20 protein-coding genes are annotated in these 17,711 nt (G+C 60.8%); 2 read left to right on the top strand and 18 right to left on the bottom strand.

Annotated elements, in window-relative coordinates; genetic code table 11:
• Window positions 1–25: 25 nt before the first annotated feature.
• The 11 genes from I6E58_RS02105 to I6E58_RS02055 form a co-directional block, all read right to left on the bottom strand.
• Window positions 26–1,195, bottom strand: a complete 1,170-nt coding sequence (locus tag I6E58_RS02105; protein WP_197129869.1) for a glycosyltransferase family 4 protein — start codon at window positions 1,193–1,195, stop codon at window positions 26–28.
• A 23-nt stretch (window positions 1,196–1,218) separates the two neighbouring features.
• Window positions 1,219–1,863, bottom strand: coding sequence for a NeuD/PglB/VioB family sugar acetyltransferase (locus tag I6E58_RS02100; RefSeq protein WP_197129865.1), 645 nt, complete (start codon window positions 1,861–1,863; stop codon window positions 1,219–1,221).
• Window positions 1,860–2,504, bottom strand: coding sequence for a sugar transferase (locus I6E58_RS02095; RefSeq protein WP_197129850.1), 645 nt, complete (start codon window positions 2,502–2,504; stop codon window positions 1,860–1,862). Before I6E58_RS02095 ends, I6E58_RS02100 begins: the two co-directional genes overlap by 4 nt.
• On the bottom strand, window positions 2,504–3,634 hold the full coding sequence (locus tag I6E58_RS02090) for a DegT/DnrJ/EryC1/StrS aminotransferase family protein (protein ID WP_197129847.1): 1,131 nt from the start codon (window positions 3,632–3,634) through the stop codon (window positions 2,504–2,506). The genes I6E58_RS02095 and I6E58_RS02090 overlap by 1 nt, the downstream gene beginning before the upstream one ends.
• The gene (locus tag I6E58_RS02085) at window positions 3,631–5,457 is read right to left on the bottom strand and encodes a nucleoside-diphosphate sugar epimerase/dehydratase (RefSeq protein WP_231595119.1); all 1,827 of its coding nucleotides are present in this window, start codon (window positions 5,455–5,457) and stop codon (window positions 3,631–3,633) included. The genes I6E58_RS02090 and I6E58_RS02085 overlap by 4 nt, the downstream gene beginning before the upstream one ends.
• 182 nt (window positions 5,458–5,639) lie before the next feature.
• Window positions 5,640–6,656, bottom strand: a complete 1,017-nt coding sequence (locus I6E58_RS02080) for an LCP family protein (protein WP_197129844.1) — start codon at window positions 6,654–6,656, stop codon at window positions 5,640–5,642.
• An 82-nt stretch (window positions 6,657–6,738) separates the two neighbouring features.
• On the bottom strand, window positions 6,739–7,596 hold the full coding sequence (locus I6E58_RS02075; RefSeq protein WP_197129841.1) for a prenyltransferase: 858 nt from the start codon (window positions 7,594–7,596) through the stop codon (window positions 6,739–6,741).
• Window positions 7,589–7,900: a lycopene cyclase domain-containing protein gene (locus I6E58_RS02070; RefSeq protein WP_197129838.1), complete on the bottom strand. Its 312-nt coding sequence runs from the start codon at window positions 7,898–7,900 to the stop codon at window positions 7,589–7,591. Before I6E58_RS02070 ends, I6E58_RS02075 begins: the two co-directional genes overlap by 8 nt.
• Entirely contained in the window at window positions 7,897–8,229 is a 333-nt protein-coding gene (locus tag I6E58_RS02065; RefSeq protein ID WP_129072510.1) for a lycopene cyclase domain-containing protein, read from the bottom strand. The genes I6E58_RS02070 and I6E58_RS02065 overlap by 4 nt, the downstream gene beginning before the upstream one ends.
• Window positions 8,230–8,231: 2 nt before the next feature.
• Window positions 8,232–9,821, bottom strand: coding sequence for a phytoene desaturase family protein (gene crtI / locus I6E58_RS02060; protein WP_129072511.1), 1,590 nt, complete (start codon window positions 9,819–9,821; stop codon window positions 8,232–8,234).
• On the bottom strand, window positions 9,818–10,684 hold the full coding sequence (locus tag I6E58_RS02055) for a squalene/phytoene synthase family protein (RefSeq protein ID WP_129072512.1): 867 nt from the start codon (window positions 10,682–10,684) through the stop codon (window positions 9,818–9,820). Before I6E58_RS02055 ends, crtI begins: the two co-directional genes overlap by 4 nt.
• A 106-nt stretch (window positions 10,685–10,790) precedes the next feature.
• Here I6E58_RS02055 and idi point away from each other — a divergent pair, with 106 nt between their 5' ends.
• The gene (gene idi / locus I6E58_RS02050; RefSeq protein ID WP_197129835.1) at window positions 10,791–11,324 is read left to right on the top strand and encodes an isopentenyl-diphosphate Delta-isomerase; all 534 of its coding nucleotides are present in this window, start codon (window positions 10,791–10,793) and stop codon (window positions 11,322–11,324) included.
• On the opposite strand, the gene I6E58_RS02045 is transcribed toward idi, so the two are convergent.
• From I6E58_RS02045 to I6E58_RS02030, 4 genes are all read right to left on the bottom strand, one after another.
• Window positions 11,321–11,986 (bottom strand): hypothetical protein, encoded by a 666-nt coding sequence (locus I6E58_RS02045; RefSeq protein ID WP_197129832.1) that lies wholly within the window; start codon window positions 11,984–11,986, stop codon window positions 11,321–11,323. The two genes, idi and I6E58_RS02045, sit on opposite strands and share 4 nt — an antisense overlap.
• Window positions 11,987–12,074: 88 nt before the next feature.
• Window positions 12,075–12,680, bottom strand: a complete 606-nt coding sequence (gene dcd, locus I6E58_RS02040; protein WP_129072515.1) for a dCTP deaminase — start codon at window positions 12,678–12,680, stop codon at window positions 12,075–12,077.
• Between the two features lie 65 nt (window positions 12,681–12,745).
• Window positions 12,746–13,207, bottom strand: coding sequence for a riboflavin kinase (locus tag I6E58_RS02035; RefSeq protein WP_197129829.1), 462 nt, complete (start codon window positions 13,205–13,207; stop codon window positions 12,746–12,748).
• Window positions 13,208–13,273: 66 nt separating this feature from the next.
• On the bottom strand, window positions 13,274–13,768 hold the full coding sequence (locus I6E58_RS02030; RefSeq protein ID WP_129072517.1) for a flavin reductase family protein: 495 nt from the start codon (window positions 13,766–13,768) through the stop codon (window positions 13,274–13,276).
• Window positions 13,769–13,909: 141 nt separating this feature from the next.
• Here I6E58_RS02030 and I6E58_RS02025 point away from each other — a divergent pair, with 141 nt between their 5' ends.
• Window positions 13,910–14,509: a PadR family transcriptional regulator gene (locus I6E58_RS02025; RefSeq protein WP_197129826.1), complete on the top strand. Its 600-nt coding sequence runs from the start codon at window positions 13,910–13,912 to the stop codon at window positions 14,507–14,509.
• On the opposite strand, the gene I6E58_RS02020 is transcribed toward I6E58_RS02025, so the two are convergent.
• The 3 genes from I6E58_RS02020 to I6E58_RS02010 form a co-directional block, all read right to left on the bottom strand.
• Window positions 14,506–15,873: an NtaA/DmoA family FMN-dependent monooxygenase gene (locus I6E58_RS02020; RefSeq protein WP_197129823.1), complete on the bottom strand. Its 1,368-nt coding sequence runs from the start codon at window positions 15,871–15,873 to the stop codon at window positions 14,506–14,508. The genes I6E58_RS02025 and I6E58_RS02020 overlap by 4 nt on opposite strands.
• A gap of 91 nt (window positions 15,874–15,964) precedes the next feature.
• Complete coding sequence (locus tag I6E58_RS02015) at window positions 15,965–16,822, bottom strand: ABC transporter permease (RefSeq protein ID WP_129072520.1); 858 nt, start codon at window positions 16,820–16,822, stop codon at window positions 15,965–15,967.
• A gap of 22 nt (window positions 16,823–16,844) precedes the next feature.
• Window positions 16,845–17,645, bottom strand: coding sequence for an ABC transporter ATP-binding protein (locus I6E58_RS02010; RefSeq protein WP_129072521.1), 801 nt, complete (start codon window positions 17,643–17,645; stop codon window positions 16,845–16,847).
• Window positions 17,646–17,711 lie beyond the last annotated feature (66 nt).

The raw sequence follows: 17,711 nt of genomic DNA, 5'->3' as shown, positions 1-17,711 counted from the left end.
ACGATACGAACGGCATCAATGGTGATCACTTTTCCTGACTCCGGTCACCGTTCAACGATTCGCTCCCTGTAAAATCGCAAGCCTGACTAAGGTTGCGCTCTTGGAGCGCAAGGACCGTGCGTTGGTCATATTTTAGAACGGCATTAACACGCGCACTTTCACCCAACGCAACGCCCCATTGCGGATCAGTAGCGAACCTCGCTAATGCGCCCGCAAGCTCGGCGCTGTCATCGACAGACACGATCAAACCAGTCTCTTCCGGGATAACGGAATCTCGCGCGCCTGTGGCTGACGTTGTGATTGTAGCCACGCCCAAAGCCGCTGCTTCAAGCACGACGTTGGGGAATCCTTCTCGCCGCGTAGGGAGGCAATGCACATTCATCAAAAGAAAATACGGCCGAGTGTCGGCTACGGGACCAACACTAGCCACTCTGAGATTCTCACCGTTTGCGTCGGCGAGTGCGTGCGCTAACGACGAATCCTCGTTCGGGCCAACGACGAGAAGATTTATTTTTATTCCGGTGTCGCACAGCGATTGAACCGCAGCCAGCAAACTAGCGAGACCCTTATCTCGGTGCACTCGCCCGACGTACCCGACCGTAAACTCGCCTTCGCTCAGCCCGAGCGTTTCGTGAGTGGGAAGGTTCCCATCACGCAAGTCACCAGCTTCCCGATCAAAACGGCGCAGGTCTACACCATGCGAACTTCCTGACCCGAGCACGAACGGTGTCGAGCTAATGCCCAATCGCCGAACCTCGTCCGCGAGGCTCTGGCTGTTGGCGACGACCTGCGTCGCTAAACGAGCAGCCAAGCGCTCGAGAGACAAGAACAATACTCGGCGAAGCCCTTTTTCGGTTTCTAGCCTCAGGCCCCAAATCTGATAAATGCGGACGGGAACACCGGTCAGTCTCGCGGCGATCATTCCGATCAATCCTGCCTTAGGCGTCGCTGCAACGACAGCTTTCGGCCGCAGCCTCAGCAGGAGACGTACCGCGTTAAGCAAGGAAAGGAAGTCCCTGATTGGGGCAGGGTTTCGCTTCATCGGCAGGTTTTCAGACGACACGCCTTCAGCCCGCGCAAGTTCTTCAAGGCGCCCCGTAGAAGATGCCACGACAGAAACATCCCAGCCTTTTGCTTTCAAGAACCCCAGGTAGCCACGAAGGAACGTCACCGCTGTGACCTCGTCCGTCACCATTAGGCACACCGACTTCTCACTTCTCACCGTGCGGGCACCCCCTTAACCGTCACTCCATCGGGAACCGACCTTACGACGCAGGCGCTAGCACCGACGATTGATCCCGAACCTACTTTCAGCCCTTCGAGAATCACAGCTCCTGCTCCGATCAGGGCCCCCGATCCGACGGTCACATCACCCGAGATCGTCGCCGCCGGATTCACCGACACGCAACCACCCAGCTCAGTGTCGTGACCAATCGTCACGTGGGGATTCACATGTGCGTGGTTGCCGATCCGCACGTTCGTGGAGATCACGGCTCCAGCGCAGACGATCACACCGTCGCCGAATTGCACCTCAGACCCCAGCAGGGCTGACGGATGAATGAGCGTCACCGCCGTCGCTCCGCGTGATTCGAAACGAGCGGCAATTGCCGCCCTGACCGAGGGGGAACCAATCGCAACGGCGAACAATGCCGGGTCGCCCCCGTCGAGCCAGTTTTCAATGCTTCCCAGATGTTCAACGCCCAAGGAAGCCAATCTAGTGAGGTTGAGATCACTCGGGGCATCGTCAAGAACACCAACCAGGTGAATTGTGGGTTGTGGGTCGTCAGCATTGATCGCTGCGATCACATCAAGGGTTTCGCGACCAAACCCGCCGGCACCCACTACGACGACGCGCTCAGTCATTGTTCTTCACGCTCTTGAGAAGGGGTGCCAAGGAATTCATGAGTTGTCGCGTGTCCATCCGCAGCAACACCGCCACGCTTCAAGACGGTCGAGAAAGTTCGGCGCAAGATTTCTAGATCCAAAGCGGCGCTCCTTGTATCCACGTATTGCAGATCAAACGCGAACTTCTCTTCCCACGAGAGGTTGTTTCTTCCATTCACCTGAGCCAATCCGGTAATACCTGGCCTCACCTCGTGACGCCGCGACTGTTCAGGACTGTAGCGATCAAGATATCGAACGAGCAACGGGCGTGGGCCGACGATACTCATCTCGCCGCGGACAACGTTCAGCAGCGCGGGCAGCTCGTCGAGACTGGACGATCGGAGTCGCTTACCGAATCGAGTGAGTCGTTCGGCGTCGGTGACCAGCCCGTGGGAAGGGTCAATATTCTTCATCGTGCGGAACTTTCGGAGCCGGAATATCTTCTCGTCTAAGCCGGGCCGCTCTTGAGTGAATATCACGGGCGAACCCAGTTGAGTGCGAACCAAGAGAGCAATTACGAGAAGGACTGGCGACAGAACGACCAAAGCGCCTGCGGCGCATACCAAGTCTGCCGCCCGCTTCAGAGGATCGTAGAGAGAGCGTTTCTTTCTTGCGACCATCAAAACCCCGCATGACTTTGTATGCCGGCTAGCACTCGCTCAATTTCGATCAGCGTCAGCGCCGATCCGCTCGGCAGTGTAAGACCACGCTCGTAGAGCGACTGCGAGTTTCCGTTGGCTGCACGTCGGGCATCGGCGAAGATTGGCTGCAGGTGCATTGGCTTCCAGAGCGGTCGGCTCTCGATATTGTCCTTCAGAAGAGCAGCGCTCAACTCGGCCGTTGACCATCCTGTGAGGCCTTCATCGACAACGATCGAAGTCAGCCAGAAGTTGTCCTCATCGTCGTTTGCCCCACCAAAAATCTCCACACCGTCGATCTGAGAAAAAAGCTCGCGGTACCGCTCGCGCATCGCGCGCCGGCGTGCGATCATCTCGTCGAGACGAGTGAGCTGCGCACGCCCGAGGGCAGCCAGCAAATTGCTGAGTCGATAGTTATAGCCAATGTCTGTGTGCTCGTAATGAGCAACCGGCTGCCGAGCTTGAGTAGCAAGATAGCGGGCTCGCTGCGCCAACTCACCGTCGTCTGTCAGCAGCATCCCACCGCCAGACGTCGTCATGATCTTGTTTCCGTTGAACGACATAATCGAAGCGCGCCCAAAAGAACCGGCTGGCTTTCCCTTATGCGTCGCACCCAAAGACTCTGCGGCATCAGCTACAACGGGGATGCCGTACTCGTCAGCTATTGAACAGATCTCGGTGTAGTTCACCGTTTTGCCCAGAAGATCCACCGGAACGATGGCCGCGACAGCCTCGCCATCACGGGTAAGTTGCTCCAGCGTCCCGCGCAGCAGGGCAGGATCCATGTTGCCGGTGTCGATCTCGCAGTCGATAAAGAAGGGACGTGCGCCGGTGTAGACAATAGCGTTAGCTGTCGCGGCAAACGTCATCGTCGACGTCAGAACCAGGTCACCGGGCTTCACCCCAACACCAAGCAACGCCAGATGCAGGGCGGCCGTGCCCGAACTCAACGCCACCGCGTGCTCGACTCCGACTCGGGCTGCCAGCTCACTCTCGAAGGCATCCACGTCGGGGCCCAGGGGTGCGATCCAGCCTGAGCGCATGGCGGCCACGACATACTGTTCCTCGAGCTCGCCCACATCGGGCGAAGACATGTGAATTCTGGTGCTCACTTCAACACTCCTGCTGTGCTCGCTGCATCATTCGCTTTTTCAGTTTTCTCGGCACGACAGCGCTCTAGCCACCGGTCAAAGTTGAGCTCGGCAGGGTCGAGATCGTTTACCCGCGAGTGCGAGATTTTGGGGTGTACGCGACGGTCGTCTGACTCGTGAGTCCCCACCAGAATCTCGTGCAGCTTCTCTCCCGCGCGCAAACCCGTGTAGACGATCTCGATGTCTTTGCCCGACATCTCGATCATGCGTTCGGCAACTTCGCGAATTTTCACGGGCTCCCCCATATCGAGAATCAGCACCTCAGCGCCCTCGCCAATACCGCCGGCCTGCACCACTAGCTGGCAGGCCTCCGGAATCGTCATGAAATAACGCGTGACATCCGGGTGAGTGACCGTGAGCGGCCCGCCAGCCTCGATCATCGACGTGAACGTGGGCAGCATCGAACCGCGACTGCCGATCACATTGCCAAAACGCACCGAGAGATACTTCTCGCCGGTCTCTTTCGCCGCCCAGGCCGTGAGCTTCTCAGCAATCCGCTTCGAATGCCCAAGCACGCTCGTCGGGTTCGCGGCCTTGTCGGTCGAAATGTTCACGAACGTCGTAACCCCCACCGAACGCGCCGCGTTCAGCACGTTGAACGTTCCCAGAACGTTCGACTTCCATGCCTCCACCGGATACTGCTCCAACATCGGCAAGTGCTTGAGCGCTGCCGCATGAAAGACCACTTGGGGGCGACGTTCGTCGAAGACCGCCTGAAGGGCATCCGCATCCCGAATGCTCGCCAACACCACATCTTTAGTGTCCAGAAGGCCATGCCCCAGAATCGAAAGCTGCGTCGACTGCAGACCCGTCTCGTCGTGATCGACCATGATCAACTCGGCGGGCTCGAACTTGGAGATCTGGCGACACAACTCTGAACCGATCGAACCACCCGCGCCCGTGACCAAAACCCGTGCGCCGGCCAAATAGCCGGCAATAGAGCCCACATCGGTGTCGACCGGATGCCGCCCAATGAGGTCTTCGATAGAGAGATCGCGCAAGTCGCGCAGTTGAGAACGCCCCGCCAGCACTTCGGCCAGCGAAGGTAAGACCATTACTCGGAGCCCGGCGGCCGTGGCCGCATCAGAAACCCGGGTAAAGAAATCAGCATCGGCGCGCGCTACGGCCACCACCAGAACCGTAGCTCCGGTTTTTTCCGCAACACTCGCCAAATCGGCGCCCGTACCCTCGACGCGCACCCCGTGGTGCCAGGCAAAGCGGCGCGAGGGAGCGTCATCGATCATGGCCACCGGCATGTACGGAGATTCCTTGTCGGTGATCATGCGCTGCACGGTCACCGCTCCCAAATAGCCCGCGCCGTAGATCAGCGCGCGCTCGGAATCAGCCGCCGGCCCCATCGAGCGCTCCACTAATAGGCGCTTGAGATACCGGGCAGACCCCATGAGCACAAAGGCAATCGGGATCGCGATGAACATCGTGCTGCGCGGAATCATCCAGACTGTGCCCCAGAGCAACTGCGGGATCCCCAAAAGCAAGCCAACGATAAGAACAGCGGTCAGCAACGCCCGCACTTCAGCGAAACTGCCGTAAGGGTGTCGGCCCCGATACAAGAAGAGCGCCCATCCGACAACGCCCTGAGCAACCCAAATGCAGATGACCAGCGCGAGCAACGGAAGCCACGTGATGCGGGTCAGGTCGAATTCGTAGCGCATCACCACGGCAGCCACGATCGCCAGCATCCATGCTGCGGCGTCGACAGAATATTGAGTCGCTACGCGCGCGAGGGCTCCGCGGCGGTAGACAGCACTGAGAAAGCGATTCAAGGCGTTAGCTAGCACGTGAACGCCCCCGTGGGGTAAAAGACCTCATCACGATGAATCCTCTGAACAAAGGTCACCGGCGTTAGGTTGATCCGCGGGGACACTTATGTTCAGTCAATCACAATAATTGGGCGGCACTCAACTTTCCGTCAGCGTAAAGCGACAACTGTGTCTACTCCGCGAGATTACTCAGGCGGGGGAACGTATTCGCCGAGGAGATCGTTCTTGAAGGCCTGCTGAATCTTGGGCACTTCATCCCAGTTGACGTTGACGACCGACTGGTCGCCCTGAGTGCCCGTGCCGAGCGTGGGCATCGTGAAGAAGTTGACGTCGCTCACTCGAACCTCGTTCAGCTCGAACCCCAACGATGCGGCGTAGCGAGAATCGAACTCGTTATCGACGGCCACATACGGCGCCAACGCGCTCACGAGGTTGCTGATCTTGGCCGGGCTCGTGAGAGTGTCTTTGCTCAACACCTTGGCCATTACCGCTTTGATGAACAGCTGCTGGTTAGCTACCCGGGTGTAATCGCCGTCGACGAACGAGTAGCGCTCGCGCACGAACGGCAACGCCTGCTCACCGTTGAGCTCGATCTCGCCTTGGGCGTAAGAATTGCTGCCGGTGGTGAACGCGGTCGGATTGTTGATCGTCACGCCGCCCAGCGCATCCGTGACTCCCTTGAAGCCTTCGAAGTCGACCATCATGACGTGATCGATGCGCGAGTCAATGATGCCCTCGATGGTTTGCACGGCGAGCGGAACGCCGCCATACGACATCGCCGCGTTCAACTTGGCGGAACCGTGGCCCGGGATCTCCACCCAGAAGTCGCGCATGAGCGACATCACTTGAACACTCTCGCGGTCCGCCGGAATGTGCACGATCATCATGGTGTCTGACCGCGTGCCCTCGGTGTCAGAGAGATCGTTGCCGATCGATCCGCGAGTGTCAGAGCCCAGCAAAAGAATGTTCTGCGCGACCGGATTGTCATCGACAGGCTCTGCCGTCGGCGGGCGCAATGACTCCTCAGGAAACGCCTGCTCGATCTTGTCGACGTTGTCGATGGTCGACGAGAGCGACAGAACGAAGGCACCGGCGGCAGCGACTATGAGCACCAGGATGGAGCCCAGCGCGATAGCCGCGATGCGCACACGACGCCACCGCGTCGAGGGAGCACGCCCGTGACGCACCTCAGATTCAGTCATAGGCGCTATTCAATCAGAAGAATAGTGAGGAATTGCCTCACATTGCTGCGGTTGTTTCTGTGCCGGTGCCAGATCCGCTCTTCTAGCGGATGAACACCCACCAGATGAGCAGCATCGTCACAAAGAAGCCCGTAACGAAGTTGAGGGCCAGAAAGTTCTTCCAGCCGCGGTTTGCTGACTCGGCAGTGGCATCCGTGATGTTCCAAAATGGTGCACACATCGCCGCATAGGGCAGCACGAGAATGGCGGCGAGCGGGCCCGGCCAGTCAGAGAACAGCAGCAGGATGCCGCCAGCAAGGTACGCGACAACGGCGAAGCGGGTGGTGGCTCGCGCCCCAATCACCGTGGCAATGGACGAAATGTCTGCGGCGCGATCGGCCACCACATCTTGCACAGCACCAAAAGCTTGCGATGCGACGCCCCACAAGAAGAACGCACCAAGGATGGCCCAGAGCTGCGGCGTGAACACAGCGCCCACAAGCACGAGCGCGTAGATCGCGGGTGACACGAAGTGGGTGCTCGAGGTGACGGAGTCGAGGAAGGGGCGCTCCTTGAAACGCAACCCCTTAGCCGAATAGGCCACGACGGCGAACATGCTGATTGCCAGCACCAACCACGAGAGGGGGTTGCCGACGATCACGAGATAGATCAGGAACGGGATAGTCGTGACGGCGGAGGCGATGAGCGTTGGCCGGTGCATCCGCGGAGCAAGAAGGGCACCCTCGACCCCACCCTTGCGCGGGTTGCGCAGGTCAGACTCGTAGTCGAAAACATCGTTGATGCCATACATCGCCAAGTTATACGGCACGAGAAAGAAGATCGTGCCGATCACAAACGTGAGGTCGATCACGCCGGCGGTCAAGTAATACGCCGCCGCAAAAGGGAAGGCTGTATTGACCCAGCTGAGGGGGCGCGAGGAGAGAAAGAGATCCTTAAGCATTGGTGTCCTTTCGACGTGACCCCAGCAGCGACCACAGGCACGGCAGCGCAACGACGGCCGCGACCGCGTAGGCGAAGTCTTCCAAGGGGGCGACGCCGATGAAGGCGCCGCTGATGGCATCCGCGCTGTACCCAACGAGTCCGACCGAGATCATCACGTTGTCGAACACCGCCGTCATCACCAGCAGAATACCCATCGTGATCGCGATAGCCCGCCACTGCGGCGAGCGCTGGCGCACCACGACAGCAATCACGAGCGCCACGACAAGGGCAAGGAAAACGGCATTGAGTAGCCAGTACGTCATGCGGCACCCGCCTTCGCTGTCGACGAGCGCTCACGACTGAGTGCGCCGTAGACATTCATCGTCAGGTAGCAGAGCAGCGTGAGAAAGAAGACTTCTTCGAGCGGAACCTCGGGGGCCACCAGCAGCCCCGTCATGAACTCAGTTTCACCGCGAAAGAAGATACCGAGGCCGACGCCGAACAGATCCCAGACGAGGAAGAACAGCACCCCGACCGGCAACACGATGCGCGCGCGGCGAGCATCACGCCAAAAAAACAGCCCAAATCGGCGATCAAGCACCACCATGCCGGTGAGCGAAATCAGCAGTGCAAGAAGGTAGAGAACGATCATTGCTAGCCCTGCGGCGAGCGAACGACCGACGGCGTCAGCGGCTCAGCGAGTGGCCCGGCAGAGGTGTCGCCGCGCAGGCGCTTCACGAGCACTTCGGCGCTGATCAAGCACATCGGCAAACCGATACCCGGGATCGTCGACCCACCCACGTAGTACAGACCCTTGACCTTCTTGCTCACGTTGCCCGCGCGGAAGAACGCGCTCTGCTTCAGAGTGTGAGCCGGGCCCAGGGCGGTACCGCGCCAGGCGTTCAGGTCGTCAGCGAAGTCACCGGGAGCAAGAGTGCGGCGCACGGTGATGCGTTCGGCGAGGTCGGGGACACCCGTCCACTCGCTGATCTGGGCGATGACCTTGTCGGCAAGCTTCTCGATGCGGGGATCGCTCTCACCGGCGGTGTCACCGTCAATGTGGCCGTGGCCGATCGACGGGTCGGCCGGAATGGGCACCAGCACGAACACGTTCTCGTGCCCCTCAGGCGCAACATTCGGGTCAACACCACTCGGCTTGCAAATGTAGAGCGATGCGGGCTCGGGCACGCTCGGCTCCTTGCCAAAGATTGCTTCGAAGCCCTCTTGCCAATCCTTCATGAACAGCAGCGTGTGGTGCTCGAGCTCGGGCAGTTCGCCCTTGACGCCCAGGTACAACAGCAAAGCGCTGGGGCCAGGAATCTTCTTCGCCCAATACGAGGCCGGGTACGTCTGCTCGCTCGGCGCCAACATCGTGGTCTCGGTGTGGTGGAGATCGGCGGCGGAAACAACGGTGTCGGCATTCAGCGTGTGCTTCGTGCCCGCGGCATCCGTGTATTCAACACCTCGTGCCACGCCCGCAACGGTCACGATGCGAGTGACCTTCGAGCTGGTGCGGATGTCGACGCCAGCCGAGCGCGCAACGTCGGCGATGCTTTCGATCACCCGGGTGAACCCGCCCATGGGGTAGAGCACGCCATCCGAAAGATCGAGGTGGCTCATGAGGTGGTACATGCTCGGAGTGAGGTACGGCGACGAGCCCAGGAAGACGGCGGGGTAACCGAGAACCTTGCGCAGGCGATCGTCTTTGACGGTGCGAGCCACGAGCTTCGACAGCGGCTCAATGAGCAACCGGATGAAGCGGGCCGCCTTAGCGAGCACCTCTTTCGTTGCACTCGTGCGCAGGTCGGCAAAGCTCGTGTAGAGAAAGTACTTCTTGGCGAGCTCGTACGTTTCTTGAGCCGACACCAAGTACTGGCGCATGCGAGCGCCTGAACCGGGCTCGATGCTCTCGAACAACGCGAGGTTCTCTTCGAGCTCGGTCGAGATGTCGAGCGCCTCTTTCTCGCCCTCGAAATACACCCGGTAACCGGGGTCAAGGGTTACCAGCGAAAGCTGCTCGTCAGCGCTCGTGCCCATGAGCTTGTAGAAGTGGTCAAACACCTCGGGCATCAAGTACCACGACGGGCCCGTGTCGAAACGGAACCCCTCGTGCTCCCACGAACCAGCGCGGCCGCCCACCTCGGGCAGACCCTCTAACAGAGTGACCGAATGGCCCTCTTTTGCGAGCAATGCTGCACTCGCCAGACCGGCAATACCGCCACCAATTACAACAACATCACTCATGGTCGAGGGGTCACTCCCATCGCGGCCGCCGCAGCCAACCGCACTTTAACAACATCTGGAACACGCACCCGGGTCTTCACCAATTGGCTGGCCGGGGTAGCCCGGATGCGCTTGGAGAGCTGGGCAAACAGGGAATGGGCGAGCGCAACCGCTTTGCGGCTACTCGCCGGCAGCTCGGCACCGATGGCGGCATCCCGCAGATCGGCGTCGAGGTCGTCAAGAAGACGAATCTTCTCGGCCTCGGTGAACGTCGCAACATCGATACCGGGAAAGTAGCTACGGCCGAGCGTTTCAAAGTCGTCGGCGAGGTCACGCAAAAAGTTGACCTTCTGAAAAGCTGCACCGAGGGCGCGAGCGCCGTGCACGAACTTGGCGCGCTGTTCGTCACTGACCTCGTGGCCGTGCAAGAAAGCACACAGGCACATGAGCCCCACCACCTCGGCAGAGCCGTACACATAGCGGTCGAAGCTCTCTTGGTCGTGCTCTTTCTCGCTGAGATCCATGCGCATCGACTCAAAGAAGGGTGCGGTGAGTTCTGCACCGAACGACACCTCCCGAGCGGTGAGCGCGAAAGCGTGAACGATGAGGTTCGAGCTGAAACCCACCTCCATGGCCAGTTCGGTCTCGCGCTCGAGTTCGTTCAGCTGACGCGTGACAGCGAGCAGGTCGAGACCGGCCTCTTCGGCACCGCCATCGACGATCTCATCGGCGACCCGAACGAGCGCGTAAATGTTCTCAACGTGCTGACGGATGTCTTTGCCGAGCAGTCGGGATGCCGCCGAAAATGATGTGGAGTAGCTGCGGATGACGATACTGGCCGCGTCTTCGGCGACCCGGTCGTAGAGCGTGAGACGAGCACTCACGCGCGCCAGCTCCCCGCGGGCTCAATCGCATTGGTTAGGCTGGGTGAGAGCCGACACATCAGGTGCGGCAATTCGTTTCGTTCCACCTAGGCAGACTATCGCGATCATGAGTGAAATCCCTGAGCAGGTTGTACTTCTCTCCGATACCGGCGAGCACATCGGCGTTGCCGACAAAGCTCTCGTACACACGACAGACACGGCGCTGCACCTCGCGTTCTCGTGCCACGTGTACAACGCCGAGGGCAAAGTGCTGGTCACGCGTCGCGCGCTCTCCAAACTCACCTGGCCTGGCGTCTGGACGAACTCGTTCTGCGGGCATCCAGCCCCCGGCGAAGACATGGCAGCGGCGATCATCCGCCGCGCCCAGCATGAACTGGGAATCACCATCAGCGACGTTCAACTGGTGCTGCCCGACTTTCGCTACCGCGCCGTCGACTCCTCCGGCATCGTCGAGAACGAGATCTGCCCCGTTTACCGTGCAGTGACAGCGGATGCCGCAGCCCCGAACCCCGACGAAGTTGACGAATTCGACTGGGTTGACCCCCAAGCGCTGCACGCCGCCGTGGCCGGAACCCCGTTCGCGTTTAGCCCGTGGCTCGGCTGGCAGTTGGAACAGCTCGGCGCCCAGCGCGACGACTAGTACCCGCGAGTCGGGTTAGCTGCGGCAATCTGCTCGAGCGCACCGTTGCCGTGGCTGAGGGCCAGCTCTTGGCTATAGGGCGTGACGTAGATCCACAGGTCGTCGACGAGAAGATGGGTCGGGAATCGATCGCGCGATGAGCCCTCGGCTTGCCCGGTGTATGTCTCAACCCCACCGTTCTCAGCCGCTACGTAGCCGGACTCCAGAATGTGGGCACGCAGCGCGTCGAGGTCAGTGTTCGAGGTATCGGCGACCATCAGTTCTACGAAGACTTCAAAACTCCCCGTGGGAGCCCAGGTGCACTGTTGGCTCAGCGGGACCTCCGCCAAGAAGTCCTCGAACCCTTCATAGCGGCCAGGCCACGCGAGCTCGAACTCGCCGGTGTTCTCTACCCGCAAGAGTTCAGTGGTGTCGCCCATCTCTTGCGCCACCTGGCTCAAGGGGAGCAATTCCTCACAGGACGGGATCACGAGCGGCTCAGCGACAGGCGCTGGAGTGGATTCAACGGGAGTCGCTGTGGGCTCGAATGAGAGGACACCTTCGCCAACAGGATTCGTGCATCCAGCCAGCACGAGAGCGACCAAAGCCGCGGATGCTGTAGCGATAATCCTTCGCGTGGTCAGTCGTGCAGTGCGTGATCCCGAATCCCCGAATGTGCTCATGAGATGACATTAGGCGAGGTTGAGGATTAAACAACTACCACGATTCGGATCGTGATCTAACGTTCACTTCGGCGCGATCAGCCCAGGCTTAGCCGCCGAGCGAACCAGCGTCATTCGCGCGCACGTCAGTGCGGTGAAAGTTCTGAAAGCTGCGGCTCGCTGTGGGTCCACGCTGGCCCTGGTAACGCGAGCCATACTGGCCCGAGCCATAGGGCGATTCCACCGGCGAGGTGGTCTTGATGAAGCAGAGTTGCCCAATCTTCATGCCGGGCCAGAGCTTGATCGGCAGCGTGGCGACGTTGCTGAGCTCGAGAGTGACGTGACCCGAGAAGCCGGGGTCAACGAAGCCGGCCGTGGAGTGCGTGAGCAAACCGAGGCGCCCCAGCGAGCTCTTGCCCTCGAGTCGCGCCGCCACGTCGTTGGGCAGAGTCACGAGCTCGAAGGTGGAACCGAGCACGAACTCGCCGGGGTGAAGGATGAACGGCTGGTCGGCATCCACCTCCATGAGGTGAGTGAGGTCGGGCTGATCGACCGCCGGGTCGATAAAGGGGTACTTGTGGTTATCGAAGAGACGGAAGAAGCGGTCGAGCCGCACGTCAACACTCGAAGGTTGCACCATGTCGAGATCGAGCGGGTCAAGGCCGATACGGCCAGTGGAGAGTTCGGCCCGGATGTCGCGATCGCTGAGAAGCATGCGCTAAGACTAACGAAACAGCGGCCCCGAAATGCTCAGATGAGCAAATTGGGGAGCCGCGATAGTTACGGGAGCTGGGCGGGACCAGCCAGAGCGATGCGCGAGGCCGCGACATCCGCCGCCGTCTTTTCAATGAGCGCGTCGAGGCTCTCGTAACGGAACATTCCGCGCAACCACGCGTGCACCGTGAATTCGACCTCGGCGCCGTACAGGTCGCCATCGAAATCGTGGATGAACGCTTCGACGCGACGCTCAGTCACGTCGTCGAAGGTGGGGTTGTCACCAATGCTGATCGTGGCACCGTGCCGCTCGGTGGCGGGCGGAAAAGTGACCCAGCAGGCGTAGACGCCATCAACCGGAAGCGCGTGGGAGCCGGCATGCTCAGCGCGCTCAGGGTGCTCAGGGTGCTCAGGGTGCTCAGGGTGCTCAGCGACCGCAATGTTCGCGGTCGGAAAGCCGAGCTCACGACCACGTTTATCGCCGTGAACGACGGTGCCGCGAAAACTCAGCGTCGGTGGATGATCCATTACGCCAACCCTAGCGGCGAGCCCGTGAGGAGGCGTCGAGTAGAGCGCAGCGAGCACTCTGCCGACCTACAGCCCGCGGAACTGGCTGAGGTGGAAGACAAGAGGAGTGACCTCGGGGAAGGCCTCGGAGTGGGTGACCTCGAGGGTCACGATCTCGTGGTCGCCGCCATCGAAGCTGTTGCGAATCTCGCACTCCAGCCACAGCGCCGCACCATCCATGTGGATAGCCCCACCCTCGGTGGCTCGCCAGTCGATGCCGGCGAAGCGATCGCCCGTGCGGGAGGCGAGACTGCGCGCAGTCTGCTCTTGATCGGCGCCAAGAACACTCAGCCCGATACGGGTTGCCCGAGCGAGCACTGGCCACGTGGTGGAGGTGCGCGCGGGGCAGACGGCGACCAGGGGCGGATCGAGCGACACCGAGGTGAACGAGTTAACGGCGATGCCGGTGGGCACTCCATCGACGACAGCGGCGAGGGCCACGACACCGGTGGGAAAGAGGGAGAGTGCTCGACGAAGAGCAACCTGTGGAGAAACTTCTTCCGCAGTGGTCTTGTGGGACATGGGCGGACTCCTTTATTCGTGATGTTCAACCAGCTACTGCTAGTCAAGTTTGAACATGTGACTACATGTTAGTCATTTTTGATCATGTAAACAACTGACTTTCACCCCTGCCAACGGAAGCCGTGCCCTACGATTGGGGGCATGTCGACTACAACTCGCTTGGTCGTGCTGGGAGCTGTGAATCAGTTTCAGCCAGTTCACGGCTACTTTCTCCGCCGCGAACTCATGACCTGGCACATCGACGAGTGGGCCAACATTCAGCCCGGATCGATCTACAACGCCCTTCGCTCGCTTAAGAACGATGGCTACCTCGCCGAGAACGGCACCGAATCTGCCGGTAACCGCCCCGAGCGCACGACCTACAGCGTGACCGAAGCCGGCGAAGTTGAACTGCTCCGGATGCTGCGCGACACTCTCTGGACCGTCGAAGTTTTCGATACCAAACCCGTCATGGTGCTGACCTCGTTCATGTACGCCCTGCAGCGCGAAGAAGTGCTCGCCGGGCTCGAACATCGCGTCACCGAAATCGACGCCCGCATTGCCAGCAATACGTACCACATTGGTGATGTCGCAGCCTCGGCGTCGACCCCCGCCTACGTGCGTGAGATCTTCGAACTCGCGACCGCACGCCTGCGCGGCGAGCAGCAGTGGGCTCGAGACGTGATCGGTCGCATCCGTTCCGGCGACTACGTCTTTGCCGGTGAAAATGGCGACCGTCCCGCTCGAGCCACTACGAGCTAGCTCGTCGCTTCGACCGCAGCAGTGGCGCGGTACGCCGCTCCCGGGTGGTCGTCGCGCAAGATCGAGTCGTCGGTTCCGAGCAGGCGCTCGCGCAGCGTCGGGGCGTCATAGCCTTCGCCCGCCACTCCGCGCTCGCGCAGAATCGGCAGCACCTTCTCGATGAATTCGACCGTCGAGCTGGGCTGAATCATCGGCGTCAGCAAGAAGCCGTCGAGGTCAGCACCCTCAGCGAGAGCGATCATTTCGTCCGCGATCTGCTCCGCGGTGCCCACGAAAGGCTTGCTGCGCACACCGTTGCCGGCCCACTGCTTGAGAACGTCGCCCACGGTCTGGTCGCCGAAGCGAGTGATCTGGGTTTGCGAGAGCTCGGTGTGCAGCTCCTTCATCGGCGTCGCCGGGTCGAAGGACGAGAGATCGAGGCCCGTGAACCACGCGTAGGAGGCGACAGCAACGTCGGGGCTCTCGGCATCCAGCACCGTTTGCAGCTTGGCCTTGGCTTCGTCTTCGGTGTCGCCGATCACGCACGTGAAGGCCGACATAATCTTGACCGAGTCGGCAGCGCGACCGTTCTTGACGGCTTCTTCACGAATGGAGGCCACCTGCTCGGCGACCTTCTCCACAGCGCCGCCACCGAGGAAGACGGCCTCGCCGTGCTTGCCGCCGAATTCGCGACCGCGCGGGGAGGTGCCGGCCTGGAAGAGCACCGGGGTGCCCTGCGGCGAGTACGAGGAGTTTCCATAGCCGTGCGACTTAAAGTACGGACCATCGTGCTCGATGCGGTGAACCTTAGCCGGGTCGGCGAAGCGACCATTCTTGTCACGCTCGAGCGCGTCACGCTCCCAGGCGCCCTCCCACAGCTTGTAGACGACCTCCATGAAGTCATCCGCCATGTCGTAGCGCTCATCGTGCGCCACCATCGGAACCCCGAACGCCTGCGAAGCCGTTTCAGCGGTACCCGTCGTCACAACGTTCCAGCCGATGCGACCGCCCGAGAGGTGGTCGAGGCTCGCGATGCGGCGAGCGAAGGCATAGGGCTGTTCAAGAAGAGTGGATCCCGTGAGCACGAGTCCGAGGTTCGTGGTGGTCGAGATGAGGGCAGCGGCCAGAATCGCGGGGTCGAGGCGCGGCAGGTCGAGGCCCTCGACCGAGCAGATCTCGGGACGCTCGCCGTTGACGTCGGCCCAGCCCCAGGCATCCGCCAAGAACATGAAGTCGAAGCCGGCCTCTTCGCAGATGGTCGTGATTTCACGCCAGTAGTCGAGGCGATCGAACATGTCGCGCTTGTTATCGGGGTGACGCCAGGTGGACGTTCCCGAGTCGTTGGCCTGGGGGTTTTCGAATAGACCGAAGCGAAGCTTCTTCATGGTGAAACCTTTCGTGGTGGGGAGAAAGTTTGGGGGTGGGGATGCGGAAAAGGGCAGAGGTGTGGTGGGAAAAGGTGCCAGCGACGGGGATTTAGCGACCCACAGCGGCTCCGTCGCTCCACCAGAGCACTCGCTTACGAACGAGGGCGAGCAGAGAAATCAGGATGACTCCCATGAGGCAGAGCAGCGCGATACTGGCCCAGGTCACGGGGAGATTTGCTTGCGCGGCGGCGATGGTGACGAGGGATCCGAGCCCTGCCTGCTGGCCGGCCGCAACGAACTCGGCAACGGCCGCACCAACGATTGCGAGCGGAAGCGCAATGCGCAACCCCGCGAAGACGTAGGGCATCGACCCGGTGAAACGCAGGTCGCGGAAGATCTCCCAGCGGCTGGCGTGCAGTGTCTTCATCACGTCGAGAGCACGGTCATCCACGTCTCGCAGCCCGGCAAGCGAGTTGACGAGCATGGGGAAGAACACGACCAGCGCGGTCACGATGAATTTCGGGGTCATGCCGAAACCGAAGGCTACGACGAGCGCGGGGGCAATCGCCACAATCGGCGTCACCATCACGACTACGACGAGCGGCATGACAGCACGTTCCATGACCTGGAACTCGGCCATGATGATCGCCAGAATGAACCCGGCGATGATGCCTGAACTGGCACCCACGGCAACCTCAAGACCCGTCACGAGCATGTTGGCCCAGTACGTGTCGGCGTCTTTGATGAGGCTCATCCAGACCTGGTCGATCGTGGGAATCACGTACGGATTCGCGATCGCCGTGATCTGCCAGAGCGCGGCCGCGATCACGAAAGTGATGACGGCGGGAGCCCAATTGGTCCAGCGCAGGTTCTGCTTGAACTTGGCGGTAGCGAGCGGCGAGATGCGGCGGCCCGTTGCACTCGTCGCGGCCTGAACCGCGAGAGTCGACGTATCGGTTGCTGACATGCTGTCCTCGTTCTTGCGTGACTTAGGCACTCTTTTGTCCCATCACTTCGCGCAGTGTTTCGCGCACGTGGCCTTCGAGGTGGCGAAACTCCTCGGTCTCGTACACGTCGATCGTGCGGGGGCGGGGCAAGTGAACATCGATGATTTCGGCGATGTGACCGGGGTGGGCCCCCATCACCACAATGCGGTCAGAGAGCATGATCGCCTCGGGCACCGAGTGAGTCACGAACATGACGGCCTTGCGGTTGGACTGCCAGAAATCGAGCAGGCCAAGTCGCTGAGCGTCACGGTTCATCTCGTCGAGCGCCGAGAAGGGCTCATCCATGAGCAGCACGCTCGGGTCGAACACGAACGCGCGAGCAATAGCGACGCGCTGCTGCATTCCTCCGGAGAGCTGGCCGGGGTACTTGTCGAGCGCGGCGCCCAATCCGAAGGACTCCAAAATCTCGCGGGGGTCACGCAGGTTGCGGTTCGCGTTCGCTTTCGGATTCACCGTCATCGGCAGGCGCACATTGTCGAGCACTGTGCGCCACGGGAGCAGCGCCGGAGACTGAGGAACAAGACCAATCATCTTGTTCTTCGTGGCAGCTTTCACCGTCATCCCGTCGACCATGACCGTGCCGCTATCGGCATCGATGAGGCCGGCAACAGTTTTGAGCAGGGTCGACTTTCCGCAGCCACTCGGGCCAATCACGGAAACGAACTCGCCCATCTTGATCGAGAGGCTCACATGGTTGAGCACGAGCGTGCGCGCCCCCTCGGGGCCGAAGCTCTTGGAGACGTTCTCAATATGAACGCCGGCGTGTGGCTGTGCGGTTTCCACAGTTACTCCCTGGTTGTGATGCCGGATGCCGCACCGGGTGGGGTGGTGCGGCATCCGAGTGGGGTG

Source organism: Salinibacterium sp. SWN1162, from assembly GCF_015864675.1.
GTDB lineage: Bacteria > Actinomycetota > Actinomycetes > Actinomycetales > Microbacteriaceae > Rhodoglobus.
This window is presented reverse-complemented; position numbering and strand designations above follow the sequence as displayed.

What these genes read in the sequence shown, in the direction of transcription:
- I6E58_RS02105 (WP_197129869.1), bottom strand. Translation starts at nt 1,195, where the DNA reads ATGGTGACGGACGAGGTCACAGCGGTGACGTTCCTTCGTGGCTACCTG.
- I6E58_RS02100 (WP_197129865.1), bottom strand. Translation starts at nt 1,863, where the DNA reads ATGACTGAGCGCGTCGTCGTAGTGGGTGCCGGCGGGTTTGGTCGCGAA.
- I6E58_RS02095 (WP_197129850.1), bottom strand. Translation starts at nt 2,504, where the DNA reads ATGGTCGCAAGAAAGAAACGCTCTCTCTACGATCCTCTGAAGCGGGCG.
- I6E58_RS02080 (WP_197129844.1), bottom strand. Translation starts at nt 6,656, where the DNA reads ATGACTGAATCTGAGGTGCGTCACGGGCGTGCTCCCTCGACGCGGTGG.
- I6E58_RS02075 (WP_197129841.1), bottom strand. Translation starts at nt 7,596, where the DNA reads ATGCTTAAGGATCTCTTTCTCTCCTCGCGCCCCCTCAGCTGGGTCAAT.
- I6E58_RS02070 (WP_197129838.1), bottom strand. Translation starts at nt 7,900, where the DNA reads ATGACGTACTGGCTACTCAATGCCGTTTTCCTTGCCCTTGTCGTGGCG.
- I6E58_RS02065 (WP_129072510.1), bottom strand. Translation starts at nt 8,229, where the DNA reads ATGATCGTTCTCTACCTTCTTGCACTGCTGATTTCGCTCACCGGCATG.
- crtI (WP_129072511.1), bottom strand. Translation starts at nt 9,821, where the DNA reads ATGAGTGATGTTGTTGTAATTGGTGGCGGTATTGCCGGTCTGGCGAGT.
- idi (WP_197129835.1), top strand. Translation starts at nt 10,791, where the DNA reads ATGAGTGAAATCCCTGAGCAGGTTGTACTTCTCTCCGATACCGGCGAG.
- I6E58_RS02045 (WP_197129832.1), bottom strand. Translation starts at nt 11,986, where the DNA reads ATGAGCACATTCGGGGATTCGGGATCACGCACTGCACGACTGACCACG.
- dcd (WP_129072515.1), bottom strand. Translation starts at nt 12,680, where the DNA reads ATGCTTCTCAGCGATCGCGACATCCGGGCCGAACTCTCCACTGGCCGT.
- I6E58_RS02035 (WP_197129829.1), bottom strand. Translation starts at nt 13,207, where the DNA reads ATGGATCATCCACCGACGCTGAGTTTTCGCGGCACCGTCGTTCACGGC.
- I6E58_RS02030 (WP_129072517.1), bottom strand. Translation starts at nt 13,768, where the DNA reads ATGTCCCACAAGACCACTGCGGAAGAAGTTTCTCCACAGGTTGCTCTT.
- I6E58_RS02025 (WP_197129826.1), top strand. Translation starts at nt 13,910, where the DNA reads ATGTCGACTACAACTCGCTTGGTCGTGCTGGGAGCTGTGAATCAGTTT.
- I6E58_RS02020 (WP_197129823.1), bottom strand. Translation starts at nt 15,873, where the DNA reads ATGAAGAAGCTTCGCTTCGGTCTATTCGAAAACCCCCAGGCCAACGAC.
- I6E58_RS02015 (WP_129072520.1), bottom strand. Translation starts at nt 16,822, where the DNA reads ATGTCAGCAACCGATACGTCGACTCTCGCGGTTCAGGCCGCGACGAGT.